This is a genomic window from Marinobacterium weihaiense, from assembly GCF_019061305.1.
In the GTDB taxonomy this organism is placed as follows: domain Bacteria; phylum Pseudomonadota; class Gammaproteobacteria; order Pseudomonadales; family Balneatricaceae; genus Marinobacterium; species Marinobacterium weihaiense.
This window is the reverse complement of record NZ_JAHQZT010000001.1, coordinates 150,881-163,272: the sequence shown is the minus strand read 5'-3', so window position 1 is coordinate 163,272 and position 12,392 is coordinate 150,881. Positions and strand designations below refer to the sequence as shown.

13 protein-coding genes are annotated in these 12,392 nt (G+C 59.5%); 11 read left to right on the top strand and 2 right to left on the bottom strand.

The window, feature by feature from the left end; all coding sequences use genetic code 11:
- The 6 genes from KTN04_RS00790 to KTN04_RS00765 all read left to right on the top strand — a co-directional run bounded on the left by KTN04_RS00790 (position 1) and on the right by KTN04_RS00765 (position 4,036).
- A complete protein-coding gene (locus tag KTN04_RS00790) occupies positions 1–642 on the top strand; it encodes a response regulator transcription factor (RefSeq protein ID WP_217333299.1) in 642 nt (213 codons plus the stop codon).
- Between the two features lie 112 nt (positions 643–754).
- Positions 755–1,756: an ABC transporter substrate-binding protein gene (locus KTN04_RS00785; RefSeq protein ID WP_217333298.1), complete on the top strand. Its 1,002-nt coding sequence runs from the start codon at positions 755–757 to the stop codon at positions 1,754–1,756.
- 10 nt (positions 1,757–1,766) lie between these two features.
- Entirely contained in the window at positions 1,767–2,552 is a 786-nt protein-coding gene (locus KTN04_RS00780) for an ABC transporter permease (protein ID WP_217333297.1), read from the top strand.
- Entirely contained in the window at positions 2,537–3,268 is a 732-nt protein-coding gene (locus tag KTN04_RS00775; RefSeq protein ID WP_217333296.1) for an ABC transporter ATP-binding protein, read from the top strand. The genes KTN04_RS00780 and KTN04_RS00775 overlap by 16 nt, the downstream gene beginning before the upstream one ends.
- Before the next feature lie 2 nt (positions 3,269–3,270).
- Complete coding sequence (locus KTN04_RS00770; protein WP_217333295.1) at positions 3,271–3,573, top strand: DsrE family protein; 303 nt, start codon at positions 3,271–3,273, stop codon at positions 3,571–3,573.
- A 52-nt stretch (positions 3,574–3,625) separates the two neighbouring features.
- On the top strand, positions 3,626–4,036 hold the full coding sequence (locus tag KTN04_RS00765; RefSeq protein WP_217333294.1) for a hypothetical protein: 411 nt from the start codon (positions 3,626–3,628) through the stop codon (positions 4,034–4,036).
- A 94-nt stretch (positions 4,037–4,130) separates the two neighbouring features.
- On the opposite strand, the gene KTN04_RS00760 is transcribed toward KTN04_RS00765, so the two are convergent.
- Together KTN04_RS00760 and KTN04_RS00755 are read right to left on the bottom strand one after the other, a co-directional pair.
- On the bottom strand, positions 4,131–4,781 hold the full coding sequence (locus KTN04_RS00760) for a pentapeptide repeat-containing protein (RefSeq protein WP_217333293.1): 651 nt from the start codon (positions 4,779–4,781) through the stop codon (positions 4,131–4,133).
- 91 nt (positions 4,782–4,872) lie between these two features.
- Entirely contained in the window at positions 4,873–6,753 is a 1,881-nt protein-coding gene (locus tag KTN04_RS00755; protein ID WP_217333292.1) for a methanol/ethanol family PQQ-dependent dehydrogenase, read from the bottom strand.
- A gap of 386 nt (positions 6,754–7,139) precedes the next feature.
- Between KTN04_RS00755 and pedF the strand changes: the two genes are divergently transcribed.
- The 5 genes from pedF to KTN04_RS00730 all read left to right on the top strand — a co-directional run bounded on the left by pedF (position 7,140) and on the right by KTN04_RS00730 (position 12,210).
- Positions 7,140–7,580: a cytochrome c-550 PedF gene (gene pedF, locus KTN04_RS00750; protein ID WP_217333291.1), complete on the top strand. Its 441-nt coding sequence runs from the start codon at positions 7,140–7,142 to the stop codon at positions 7,578–7,580.
- Positions 7,567–8,505: a transporter substrate-binding domain-containing protein gene (locus KTN04_RS00745; protein ID WP_217333290.1), complete on the top strand. Its 939-nt coding sequence runs from the start codon at positions 7,567–7,569 to the stop codon at positions 8,503–8,505. The genes pedF and KTN04_RS00745 overlap by 14 nt, the downstream gene beginning before the upstream one ends.
- A 38-nt stretch (positions 8,506–8,543) precedes the next feature.
- Positions 8,544–9,329 (top strand): quinoprotein dehydrogenase-associated SoxYZ-like carrier, encoded by a 786-nt coding sequence (locus tag KTN04_RS00740; protein ID WP_217333289.1) that lies wholly within the window; start codon positions 8,544–8,546, stop codon positions 9,327–9,329.
- Positions 9,330–9,338: 9 nt separating this feature from the next.
- Positions 9,339–10,259, top strand: coding sequence for a quinoprotein relay system zinc metallohydrolase 1 (locus KTN04_RS00735; RefSeq protein WP_217333288.1), 921 nt, complete (start codon positions 9,339–9,341; stop codon positions 10,257–10,259).
- A 178-nt stretch (positions 10,260–10,437) separates the two neighbouring features.
- Complete coding sequence (locus KTN04_RS00730) at positions 10,438–12,210, top strand: PQQ-dependent methanol/ethanol family dehydrogenase (RefSeq protein ID WP_217333287.1); 1,773 nt, start codon at positions 10,438–10,440, stop codon at positions 12,208–12,210.
- Positions 12,211–12,392 lie beyond the last annotated feature (182 nt).

The following is a 12,392-nucleotide window of genomic DNA, read 5'->3' as shown; positions in this document are numbered from 1 at the left end:
ATGAAGATACTGTTGACCGATGATCATGCCGTGGTGCGCCAGGGGTATGCCAGCCTGCTGGCAGCAATGCTGGAGTCCTGTGAAATTGTGGAGGCCAGCAATGGCTGGGACAGCGTGACGCTCTGGCAGCAGCACCGCCCCGATGCGGTGATTCTGGATATCAACCTGCCGGATATCAGTGGCATGGAGGCGGCACGGCGCATTCTGCAGCGTGACCCCGAGGCGCGCATTCTGTTCTTCAGCATGTACGATGAACTGCCGATGGTGCAGCAGGCGCTGGATACCGGTGCCTTGGGGTACATCACCAAAAGCAGCAGCCCGGAAGTGCTGCTGGAAGCGGTGCGTAAGGTGCTGGCCGGGCAGCCCTACGTGGAGCATGATCTGGCCACGCGTCTGGCAATGCAGCGCAACGGCGGACTGGACCCGCGCCTGGATGGCATGACGCAGCGCGAATTCGAGATTTTTGTCATGCTGGCCCGGGGCCTGACGCCCAAGTCGATTGCCGAGCAGCTGTGTATCAGCGTCAAAACGGTGTCCAACCACAGCGCACTGCTGAAAAACAAGCTGCAGGTTGCCTCCACGGCCGAGCTGGTTCACCTGGCCATTCAATGCGGCGTTCTGAAGCTGGGGCCATCCGGTTAAAACCCAGTCATCAGATCAACTATTTATATTTTAAAATGTTATAAAAAATATATTTTTAACTTTGAAATGATTATATAGCATGAGGGTCTACCCAATGAAGGAGTGATCCGTCATGCGCAAACTGCTCTCTACCCTCGTGCTCTGCTTGTCGGCCTGGTCACTCACGGCCTCGGCGGCCGATACGATCGAAATTGGTTACATGCCGATCATCCCGGTCTCTCAGGCGTTTCTGACCCTTGAAGACGAACGGCTGGCCCGAATCGGCATTGCCGACCCCGAGTTGATCCAGTTCCAGAACGGCCCGGCCATGGTACAGGCACTGCTGGCCGGTCAGCTGGATATTGCCTATCTGGGTATAGGCCCGGCCATGGTAGCCCGTGCCAAGGGCGCCGACATCAAGGTGGTGGCGTCGAATATTGTCGAACAGATCAGCCTGGTGGCCCTGGGTGAACTGGCGCCTTACTTTGCCTCCGGTGACCCCGCCACGGCCTTCCGCCGCTTTGCGGCGGATAAGGGACGCAAGCCGGTGATCGCGACCTTCCCAACCGGTTCCGTACCCGAAACCGTGCTCCAGTATTGGCTGAGCAAACAGCTGAACATCGACCCGTCCCAGGTGGAGATCATTCATCAGGGTGCGGCCCAGATCCAGCAGTCGCTGTTGACCGGGGCCGTGGATGGCGCTGCTATTCTTGAGCCGGTGGTCAGCATCAGCCTGGATCGTTTGCCCGATGCGCGGGTGGTCGCGGCCGGCTCACAGATGTTCCCGCACCAGCCGGGGGCCGTGCTGGTGGTACGCGAGGCGCTGATCAATGACGCTCCCGACACCGTTCAGGCCCTGGTGCGCGTCCATGCGGAGGTATCCCGCCTGTTGCGTGAACAGCCGGAGCAGGCGGTTGTGGCCGTTCAACGCTATGTCGGTGGTGGCCGTTTGCCGGCGGCCATCGTGCAGCAGGCATTGACTAATGCCAGTCCCAATTTTGTTGATGATCCGCGCCGCATTATCGAGGGCACGCGCGCCATGCGTGACTTTCAGGCCGAAATTGGCACGTTGAAAGCCGATGTGGATCTTGAGCAGCTGTTCGATACCCGGTTTTACCAGAGCCTGACCCCCTAAGGAGCTGTCCATGCACACATCCAAGGCCTCGTTCTGGGTCGCACACCCTGTCGGTCGCGCACTGCTGGGACTGGCCGGCGTGGTGGCGTTCGTGGCGATCTGGAAGCTGGCGCAGGTGACCGGTTGGGCACGGGCCGGTACCATTCCCGATCCTTTCAGGCTGCCGCAGACGCTGCTGGATGAATGGCGCTCCGAGCGCCTGCTGCCGGCCATTCTGTCAAGCCTGGTGCATTATGTATGGGGTCTGGGGCTGGGCACGCTGCTGGGCTTTCTGGTGGGAGCGCTGGCGGCCTCATCGCGCTGGACGGATGCCCTGCATGCCTGGCTGGCCCGCATTCTCAGACCCATACCGCCGCTGGCCTGGGTGGTGTTTGCCATCGCCTGGTTCAAGGTCAGCCATGCCGGTGCCGCGTTCGTGATTGCCATTGGCGTGTTCTGGGTGAATTATTTTGCCACCTGGTCGGCCGTGCGCAACGTGGACCCGAAGTACTATGAGCTGGCCCAAGCATTCGGTCAGCAGGGCCACCTGAACCGGGCATTGAACGTGACGCTGCCCGCTTCGGCCCCCGGTATTCTGGCAGGTATGAGAACCGGCATCGGCCAGGCCTGGATGACACTGATTGCGGCCGAACTGCTGGGCGTGCCCGGCATGGGCCAGGAGATGAATGCCGCGGCCGGTGTTGGTGCCTATGAAGCGGTAGTCATTTACATGCTGGTCATTTCGCTGGTGTACACGCTCAGTGACACCCTGTTTGCCCGATTCGAAAAGCGAGTACTGCAATGGCGCCCATCCTGAAGATTGAACAGCTGAGCTTTCATTATGGCGATAACCCTGCACCGGTGTTTGCCAATCTTGACCTGAGCGTGGAGAAGGGCGAGTTCGTGGCCGTGGTGGGCGGGTCCGGGGTGGGCAAGTCAACGCTGCTCAAATGCGTGGCCGATCTTGCGCACAGCAGTAGCGGCCGCATTACCCTGGATATCCCCGAGCGCCACGCCAGCCGCCGTCGGGCCACGGTCTTTCAAGACGGACGCCTGCTGCCCTGGCGCCGCCTGCGCGGCAATATCGCCTATGGCCTCAAGGGCTTGAATTTGAGCAAGACGGACCAGCAAGCCCGTATCGATGAGGTGCTGGCACTGACCCGCTTGACCGAACTGGCCGATCGTTGGCCGCATCAGCTCTCGGGAGGGCAGGCCCAGCGGGCCGGTATCGCTCGCGCGCTAGCGGTTCACCCGGACCTGCTGTTGATGGATGAACCCTTCAGTGCCGTGGATGCCATTACCCGCCAGCACCTGCAGGATGAGCTGCTCAACATCTGGCAGAAAACCGGTGCCGCGGTGCTGTTCATCACCCATGACATCGAGGAGGCCGTCTACCTGGCGGATCGGGTTGTGGTATTGTCGGGCAGTCCGGCACGGGTGCAGTTGGACCAGCCGGTCGAGCTGGCACGCCCGCGCGGACGCAATGCCGAAGATTTGCAACAGCTGGCACATGCCATTGCACAGGAGCTTTAACCGTGGACACTCTCAAGGTCATGATTCATGCGCCGACTCCCGAGGCGCTGCAGCGCGGGCAGGCCAATCTGCGTAACCTGCTCAAGCTCGAGCCCGATGCCCGGGTGGAACTGGTGGTCAATGGACCGGCCGCTGCCATTGCGGTTGGCATCACCGATAACGAAATTTTGAGTCGTCTGGTGCTGTGCCGCAACAGCCTCGACAAGCAGGGCCTCAGTGCCCAGGACAACGCCCGTGTAGTGCCGGCGGCGATCCAGCACTTGGTGCATCAGCAGCAGCAGGGCTGGAGCTACGTTCGCGCCTGAGGGCGAACCCCGTCAAGCAAGCACCACATCAACCGGAAGGGAGGGTGGCAACGTGGATGCCGTCATTCAGGAAGAAGTCAGTGGCTGTGGCATTGCGGCCTGTGCTGCACTGGCCGGTGTGAGCTATGCCGAGGCCCGCGCCAGGGCTAATGCGCTGGGTATCCATGCCTGGGATCAACGACTCTGGTCACAGACCGATCATGTCCGCAGGCTGCTGCAGGCATTCGGGATCAGGGCCGCTAGCGGCGAAACGCCGTTTACCGACTGGGACGCTCTGCCGGATCGGGCGCTGTTGGCGATCAAGTGGCGACTCGAAAACGGGCAGCCGTTCTGGCACTGGACGGTGTTTGTCAGGGATGGAGGTGACGCGCGTGTGCTGGATTCCAAAAAGGCCCTGAAGCATAACGTTCGACGGGATTTTTACCGCATGAAACCCAGATGGTTCATTGCCGTGGAGCACTAAAGCGGCGGGTTGAGTGGAGGTGTGCGGCAGATGCCGGTGCGGGGAATAGGGTTGGCCACTGGCGTGAGTGCCAGTGGGCCGCCGTTGCAGGATATCAGGGCTTGATCGGGTGCTTGGGCTGATCCCAGTCCAGAGGGCAAGCCTGACAGTCTTGCATGTGAGTGCCCTGAAAGGTGGCGAAGCGGATGCTGGCGCCGCGCAGGTCAGCCTCTTGCAGGTTGGCATAGTTGAACTTGGCTTCCTGCAGATTGGCATCACGCAGATTGCTGCCCACAAACCGGGTCTTGGTGGCCCAGACCATCTCGAGATTGGCTCCGTACAGCACGGCCTCATTGAAACGGGCGTTGCTCAGGCGTGCAAAGGACAGGTCGGCACCATCCAGCCGGGTCGCGTGGAATTGTGCGCCCTGGGCATGCATGGCCCAGCCTGAAACAGCGACCATGTTGGCATGATCCAGGGTGGCGCCCTTGAGGTTGGCTTTTTCCAGATTGGCACGGGTCAGCAGGGCATGGCTCAGGTCCGCGCCCTGCAGATTGGCACCGCGCAGGTCAGCATGACGCAGATCGGCATGGCGCAGGTTGGCGCCCTGGAGATTGATATTGTCCAGCTGGCGTCCCGACAGGACCTGACCGGACAGGTCGGCACCGGCACATTGAGCGCTTTCCCCCGGTTCACAACCGGCCTGTGCCGGCAGGCTGATGCCGGTGAAGAGCAGTGCAGAGGTGATCAGCAATGACTTGTACATGAGGAACTCCTTCATCCACGAGGGGTTCTGGGCGGTCTGGAAAAAGGGCCTGCCATCGGCAGGCCCAGGAGACAGCAGCGAAAACTTAGCCTTACTTGCTGGCGACCTTGTCAGCCCACTTCGGCAGCTTGAAAGCCCAGAATGAACCGCCCTGCGGAACAGGCTTGGTCAGCTTGGCCATGTCACCACCCCACAGCGGTACCGCACCGCCGTAACCGGACACGATGCCGATGTACTGCTCGCCATCCATTTCCCAGGTGATCGGGCTGGAGACGATGCCGGAGCCGGTCTGGAACTTCCACAACTCTTCACCGCTCTTGGCATCAAAGGCTTTCAGGTAACCGTCACCGGTACCGGTGAAGACCAGCCCACCCTTGGTGGTCAGGACGCCGGCCCATAGCGGCAGTTTTTCCTTGTGTTCCCACTCGATATCACCGGTCAGCGGGTTCATGGCGCGCAGAATGCCGACATGGTCGTCATACATTTCACGGATACGGAAGCCCTGGCCCAGATAAGCGGCGCCTTTCTGGTAGGTGACTTCTTCGGTCCAGTAATCCTCTTTCCAGTGGTTGCCCGGTACATAGAACAGGCCGGTATCCTGGCTGTAAGCCATCGGGTTCCAGTTCTTGCCGCCGAGGAAGGGCGGCGATACCTCGATGGACTCGCCTTTTTTCTCGCCCGGCTTCGGGGGAGGCGGACGCTGACCTTCCACTTCAACCGGACGGCCGGTCTTGGGGTCGATATGCGTGGCCCAGGTGATGTTGTCCACGAACGGGAAGGCGCGGATGAAGTCGCCGTTCTCGCGGTTCACGACATAGAAGAAACCGTTACGGTCGGCATGAGCCGTGGCCTTGACGGTTTTGCCTTTATCGTCATATTCGAACAGTACCAGCTCGTTGTTGCCGGAGAAATCCCAGGCATCGTTCGGCGTGTGCTGATAGAACCAGTCCACTTCACCGGTGGTCGGGTCAACCGCGATCTGACCGGAGGTGTAGAGGTTATCGTAATCCTGGGGGTTGCCGCCCTTGGATGTGCGCTTCCAGGTATTCCAGGGGGCAGGGTTGCCGGCACCCACGATGATGCGGTTGTTTTCAACATCGAAGCTGGCGCTCTGCCAGGGGGCGCCGCCGCCATGGCTCCAGGCTTCAACCTTGCCGGTTTCGGTGTTGGGATCGTCCGGCCAGCTCGGGGCACGCGGATCACCGGTCGGGGTGCTGTCCTTGCCGTTAAGGCGACCCATGTGGCCTTCCACGAATGGACGCATCCAGAGTTCTTCACCGGTATCCGGGTCACGGGCGAACAGCTTGCCGACCACGCCGAATTCGTCACCGGAAGAACCGTGAATCAGCATTACCTTGCCGGTTTTCTGATCCTTGATCAGGGTCGGTGCGCCGGTCATGGTGTAGCCGGCGGAGTGATCACCGAACTTCTTCTTCCAGACCACCTTGCCGGTGTCCTTGTCCAGCGCCACCATGGCGGCATCCAGCGTACCGAAGAAGACCTTGTCACCATAGATGGCCGCACCGCGGTTAACGACGTCACAGCAGGGACGGATATCGTCCGGCAGGCGAGCCGTGTAATCCCAGAGTTTCTTGCCGGTCTTGGCATCGATGGCAAAGATGCGCGAATAAGAGGCGGTGACGTAGATGACGCCATCGTGCACCAGTGCCTGGGATTCCTGGCCACGCTGTTTCTCGTCACCGAAGGAGAACGACCAGGCCGGGGTCAGCATTTCGATATTGTCGGTGTTGACCGTGGTCAGCGGGCTGTAGCGCTGCGCCTTGGGACCGATACCGTAGCCCAGCACATCTTCAGGTGTTGCCTGGTCGTTGAGAATATCGTTCCAGGTCACGTCCGACGTCGCCGCTTGCACGCTGGCGCTGCCAAGGCCGATGGCTGCGCCCAGGATGACGGCCTGAACCCGCTGAGCCAGCATGGAACGGCGTGGGGCTGTTATTGTTGTTTTCATCATTGCAATACCCTGTTGGTGAGTAAGGTGGCCCGGTGAAAGACCGGTGCCGTGCGATTCATGGGCATTGTGCGGAGCAAGGCGGGGAGGGGGCCACGGATTAGCGCCCGTGGATGCGGGGAATGCAGGCTGGTACGGTTGGGGTTAAAACCCGAAAGGTCGGGAAAAATTCCCAAAATATCAATAAGTTATGCGTTAGTTTTACGACTTGAGTAGCGGTTTGTCAAACCTTGGGCCCGTTCATGCGCAGAATTTACTACCAAGGGACCATATTTTGGGTGCCAAGGTGTAATTCTGACCCTGCGGGCACTGATTCATCATGGAGTCATCAAGGTCGGACGACCGTGTCCGGCATTTCGTTTATCCGATAACAATAAAGGGTGACCCGCATGTCCAAGCTGAACACGATCACAGGCCTGGTGGCCGCTGCAGCACTGGCAAGCACATTTTCCGGCACAGTTCTGGCCCACGGTGATGTAGTGCCTCAAGCGGTAGATACCGAGGGGCTGACGCCGCTGGGTGAAGAGTGGGCCGATACCAACCCCTACCGCGATTCCGACGACTTCGACCGTGCCGTTGAAATCGGTGCATCAGCATACAATCAGAACTGTGCCCGTTGCCATGGTCTGGACGCCATTTCCGGCGGTATCGCCCCTGACCTGCGTTACCTGACCGCGGATTATGACGGTGACGAATGGTACAAGTACCGTGTCATCAATGGTGCGGTACGTGACGGTGCCGTCTACATGCCGAAGATGGCCGATACGCTGAGCCAGGAGGCGCTCTGGGCCATCCGCAGCTGGCTGGAGACCAAGTATGTTGAGGAATAAGCTGCCCAACGCGCTTATCTCTCTGGTGATGGGCCTGCTCGCGTGCGAGCAGGCCTTTGCGCGTTTATATGATGATGTCATGGCGTCCGGGTATATTCGCATGGGTATCTATCAGGATTTCCCTCCCTACTCATTCATGCAGGATGGTCAGCCGGCCGGTGTCGATGTGGAAATCGCCAAGCGTGTTGCCGCGGCATTTGATCTTGAACTGCAGCTGCACTGGATCATTCCGGATGAAAACCTGGAAGATGACCTGCGCAACAATGTCTGGAAGGGGCATTACCTGGACAAGGACGAGGACAATCCGCTGGCGATGAAAAAGCTGGCTGACGTGATGCTGCGTGTGCCCTATGACAAGGCCTATGCCTACAAGCAGGATTCGCTCGGTTACCTGATCAATGAGCATGTGGTGATGAAGGCGCCCTACCAACAGGAACGCTGGCAGGTCGCCTATGACAGTGAGCGTCTGGATGCGGTGCGCACGGTAGCGGTGTTTCAATACGAACCCATCGGCGTGGAAGTCGATAGCGTGCCCGCGTTCTATTTCACGTCGGCCCTGCAGGGGCGCATGCGCAAGATGACGCGTCACTATACCCATCCACGTGAAGCCTTTGCCGCCATGCAGGACGGTGAAGTGGCGGCGGTGATGGCGATGCAGTCCGAAATCGACTGGCTGCTGGCACAGGCCGGCTCTGATCAATACCGCCTGGCCGAGAATGGTTTTCCTACTATGGGCAAGCAGACCTGGGATATCGGCATCGCCATTCGCCAGACCGATCGCCAGCTGGGCTATGCCGTCGAAGAGGTGCTGGATCGCATGATTCGCTCCGGCGAGATGGAGCAGCTCTTCGCCGACTATGGCCTGCGCTATACCCAGCCTGAATTCTATCAGGTGGCCAAGGAGGCACTGACCGAACAGCACTGACCCGGCACCTGCACAATAACAAAAAGAGGTAGGCAAGGATGAATCAACAGCGTTGGCGCCTGTGTGCGTCATTGTGTGGAGCAGGGCTGCTGGCCCTGCTGATCTTTCCGAAAGCGCAGGCGGCACAGCCGCCGGATCCGCTGAACTCGGTCATGTGGGACTATACCCGTAACATTTTTATCGGCGATGCCGATTACCGCTTCAGTCAGGCGATCAAGGTGGATGTGCCCGCTTTTGCCGAAGACCCCACCCAAGTCCCCATTACCATCGATGCACGCGCCTTTCAGGGTCGCATTCAGCGCATGGTGGTCTGGGCCGATCTCAATCCCATTCAGCATATCTTCAATTATTATCCCAGTGCGGGTGCCAGCCCCAAGGTTTCGCTGCGCATCAAGGTACAGCAAAGCACGGCGGTTCGGGCGGCGGTGCTGACTCACGCGGGGGAGTGGCATGTGGGGTATGCCAATCTGGATGCGGCCGGTGGCGGCTGTACTACCCCCAGCATGGGTAACGCGGACCCTTACTGGCAGAGTCATCTGGGGGAGGTGAAGGCGCGACGCTTTGCTACCGATACCGGTGAGGGGGCACGTTACAAGTTCCGCGTCATCCATCCCATGGATACGGGGCTGGTGGATGCCATACCGGAATTCTATCTGCAGCAGGTTCACTTGAAGTCGCCTGAAGGCGAGACCGTTGTCCGCATGGAACTGTCACCGCCGGTTGCGGAGAATCCGGTTATCACCTTCGACCTGACGGATGACCGAAAGGGGTATTCGCTGTGGCTGCGTGACAATGGCGGTAATGAATTCGAACAGGCACTGTGAGGAGGTCCGATGAAATACCTGAGCGGATGGATACTGCTGTGGCTGGCGCTGCCGGTTCAGGCGGCGCTGGAATACGACCTTCAGGCGGAGCAGGTGGCGCGCAATACCTGGTTCGTGGAGGGCAAGACGGAAGACTTCAGTCAGGAAAACGGCGGCAATATCGTCAATACGGCGTTCATAGTGACGGCGGAAGGCGTCATCGTGCTGGATACAGGTGTCTCGAAACGGTACGGTGAAGCCCTGCGTCAACTGATTGAGTCTACGACTGATCAGCCCATGCGTCTGATCATCAATACCCATCAGCATCCGGATCATTTTCTGGGCAACCAGGCCTTCGCGGATGTGCCCATTGCGGCGCTGGAGCAGACCCGTGAGCAGATTCGGCGCAACGGGGATGCCTTTGCGGAGAACATGTATCGGCTGGTCGGGGACTGGATGCGGGGCACTGACGTGGTGGTGCCCTCGCAAACGCTGACGCCCGGCATTATCGATATCGGCGGGCATCGATTGGAATGGCTGGCGCTGAGCGGTCACAGCGGCGCCGATCTGGTGCTGTTCGATCACACCACGGGTGTGCTCTTTCCCTTTGACATGGTGTTCTACCAGCGCGCGCTGACCACGCCACACACGCCGGGCCTGATGCAATGGCATCAGGAGCTGGAGCAATTGCGTGCCATACCCTTCACGTTGATGTTGCCGGGGCACGGGCCGCGTGTGGAGGATGGGCGCGCGCTGGACCAGATGCAGGCCTACCTGGAATGGCTGGACCGGGTGCTGACCGATGCTGCCGAGCAGGGCCTGAGTATGACCGAAACCATGGCGCTGCCCATTCCCGCGACTTTTGACAGCATCGCTCTGCGCCGGGCCGAGTTTGAACGCACGGTCTTTCATCTCTATCCCGACTATGAACAGGCGGTTTTCGAGCCTTGACGCCGAGAGCAAAAGCCCCGCTTCATGGGGCTTTGCGACGAGTATTACGACCAAGTGAGGAGAAAACCGGTCCGCCAGTGCAATTGCTGGATCAGGGGGCAGATTCAAAAATGCCCATACGGGTCGGGACATTTTCCCGACTGCTCCCGGACAACAAAAAACCTGAAAGGGGACAGCGATGAAGAAATTTGGCCGCAGCAAAGGCTTTGCCTTGACCGCACTGGTGGCTGCCATGTCCTGTGCCGGTGTGGCACAGGCCGGTATTACCGACAAGGATATTCTTGCCGACCAGATGACCACGGATGATGTGGTCTCCAATGGACTTGGGCCGCGCGCTCAGCGTTACAGCCCGCTGGATACGCTGAACACCGAAACCGTCAAGGAGCTGCGCCCGGTCTGGTCGTTCTCCTTCGGGGGCGAAAAGCAGCGTGGTCAGGAATCCCAGCCGATGGTGAAGGATGGCGTCATGTACGTCACCGGTTCCTACTCCCGCGTGTTTGCCATCGATGTCAAAACCGGTGAGGAACTCTGGGAATACAACGCCCGTCTGCCGGACGGCATCATGCCCTGCTGTGACGTGATTAACCGTGGTGTCGCACTCTATGGCGATCTGGTGATCTTCGGTACCCTCGACGCCAAGCTGGTGGCCCTGAACAAGGATACCGGCAAGGTCGTGTGGAAGAAGAAAGTGGCTGATTACAAGGAAGGCTACTCTTTGACCGCCGCACCGCTGGTGGTCAAGGGCAAGATCATCACCGGTGTTTCCGGGGGTGAGTTTGGCGTGGTCGGCAAGGTTGAGGCGTATGACGCCGTGACCGGTGACATCGTCTGGAGCCGTCCGACGGTTGAAGGCCACATGGGCTACATCTGGAAAAATGGCAAGAAGATCGAAAACGGCATTTCCGGTGGCGAAGCCGGGCTGACCTGGACCGGCGATCTGTGGAAGACCGGTGGCGCGGCCACCTGGCTGGGCGGTACCTACGATCCTGAAACCGATCTGATGTTCTTCGGTACCGGTAACCCGGCACCCTGGAACTCGCATCTGCGCCCCGGTGACAACCTGTTCTCCTCGTCACGCCTGGCGGTCGATCCGGACACCGGTAAGATCGTCTGGCACTTCCAGACCACACCGCACGATGGCTGGGATTTCGACGGCGTCAATGAGCTGATCGCGTTCGATTACAAGGATGGCGGCAAGACCGTTAAGGCTGCAGCCACGGCGGACCGCAACGGTTTCTTCTACGTTCTCAACCGTGAAAACGGTGATTTCATTCGCGGCTTCCCGTTCGTGGACAAGATCACCTGGGCGGAAGGCTTGGACGACAAGGGTCGCCCGATCTTCAAAGAAGGCGGTCGCCCGGGCAATCCGGCCGATGCCAAAGAGGGCAACAAGGGCGAGCCGGTGCTATCCGCGCCTTCCTTCCTGGGCGGCAAGAACTGGATGCCGATGGCCTTCAGTCAGGACACCGGTCTGTTCTACGTACCGTCCAACGAGTGGGCCATGGATATCTGGAACGAGCCAGTCTCCTACAAGAAAGGGGCGGCGTACCTGGGGGCCGGCTTCACCATCAAGCCGCTGAACGAGGACTATATCGGCGTTCTGCGCGCGATCGACCCGAAAAACGGTCAGGAAGTCTGGCGCTATGAAAACTATGCGCCGCTGTGGGGCGGAGTACTGGCCACCAAAGGCAACCTGGTTTTCACCGGCAACCCCGAAGGCTACCTGATGGCCTTTGACGCGAAGACCGGTGAGATGCTGTACAAGTTCCAGACCGGCTCCGGCATTGTCGGCTCACCGATTACCTGGGAGATGGATGGCGAGCAATATGTCTCCGTCGTCTCCGGTTGGGGTGGTGCGGTGCCGCTGTGGGGCGGTGAAGTCGCCAAGCGTGTCAAGCATCTGAACCAGGGTGGTTCGGTGTGGACCTTCAAGCTGCCCAAGCAGGGCTGATCCAGCGCCCCTGACCTGACTCTCAGCGTCAATCAAAGCCTCGTCGAGTTGCTCGGCGGGGCTTTTTGCGTTGAACTTTTCTGTTCGGAATCATCTAATTGAATCAGTATGCTATGAGCTTTTTCTAATATTGCACCTGCTTCTGCGACATTGGGTCAGGGTCGTAATACCGGGGTATACAG

What these genes read in the sequence shown, in the direction of transcription:
- KTN04_RS00775 (WP_217333296.1), top strand. Translation starts at nt 2,537, where the DNA reads ATGGCGCCCATCCTGAAGATTGAACAGCTGAGCTTTCATTATGGCGAT.
- KTN04_RS00730 (WP_217333287.1), top strand. Translation starts at nt 10,438, where the DNA reads ATGAAGAAATTTGGCCGCAGCAAAGGCTTTGCCTTGACCGCACTGGTG.
- KTN04_RS00780 (WP_217333297.1), top strand. Translation starts at nt 1,767, where the DNA reads ATGCACACATCCAAGGCCTCGTTCTGGGTCGCACACCCTGTCGGTCGC.
- KTN04_RS00755 (WP_217333292.1), bottom strand. Translation starts at nt 6,753, where the DNA reads ATGATGAAAACAACAATAACAGCCCCACGCCGTTCCATGCTGGCTCAG.
- KTN04_RS00785 (WP_217333298.1), top strand. Translation starts at nt 755, where the DNA reads ATGCGCAAACTGCTCTCTACCCTCGTGCTCTGCTTGTCGGCCTGGTCA.
- KTN04_RS00745 (WP_217333290.1), top strand. Translation starts at nt 7,567, where the DNA reads ATGTTGAGGAATAAGCTGCCCAACGCGCTTATCTCTCTGGTGATGGGC.
- KTN04_RS00740 (WP_217333289.1), top strand. Translation starts at nt 8,544, where the DNA reads ATGAATCAACAGCGTTGGCGCCTGTGTGCGTCATTGTGTGGAGCAGGG.
- KTN04_RS00790 (WP_217333299.1), top strand. Translation starts at nt 1, where the DNA reads ATGAAGATACTGTTGACCGATGATCATGCCGTGGTGCGCCAGGGGTAT.
- pedF (WP_217333291.1), top strand. Translation starts at nt 7,140, where the DNA reads ATGTCCAAGCTGAACACGATCACAGGCCTGGTGGCCGCTGCAGCACTG.
- KTN04_RS00760 (WP_217333293.1), bottom strand. Translation starts at nt 4,781, where the DNA reads ATGTACAAGTCATTGCTGATCACCTCTGCACTGCTCTTCACCGGCATC.
- KTN04_RS00735 (WP_217333288.1), top strand. Translation starts at nt 9,339, where the DNA reads ATGAAATACCTGAGCGGATGGATACTGCTGTGGCTGGCGCTGCCGGTT.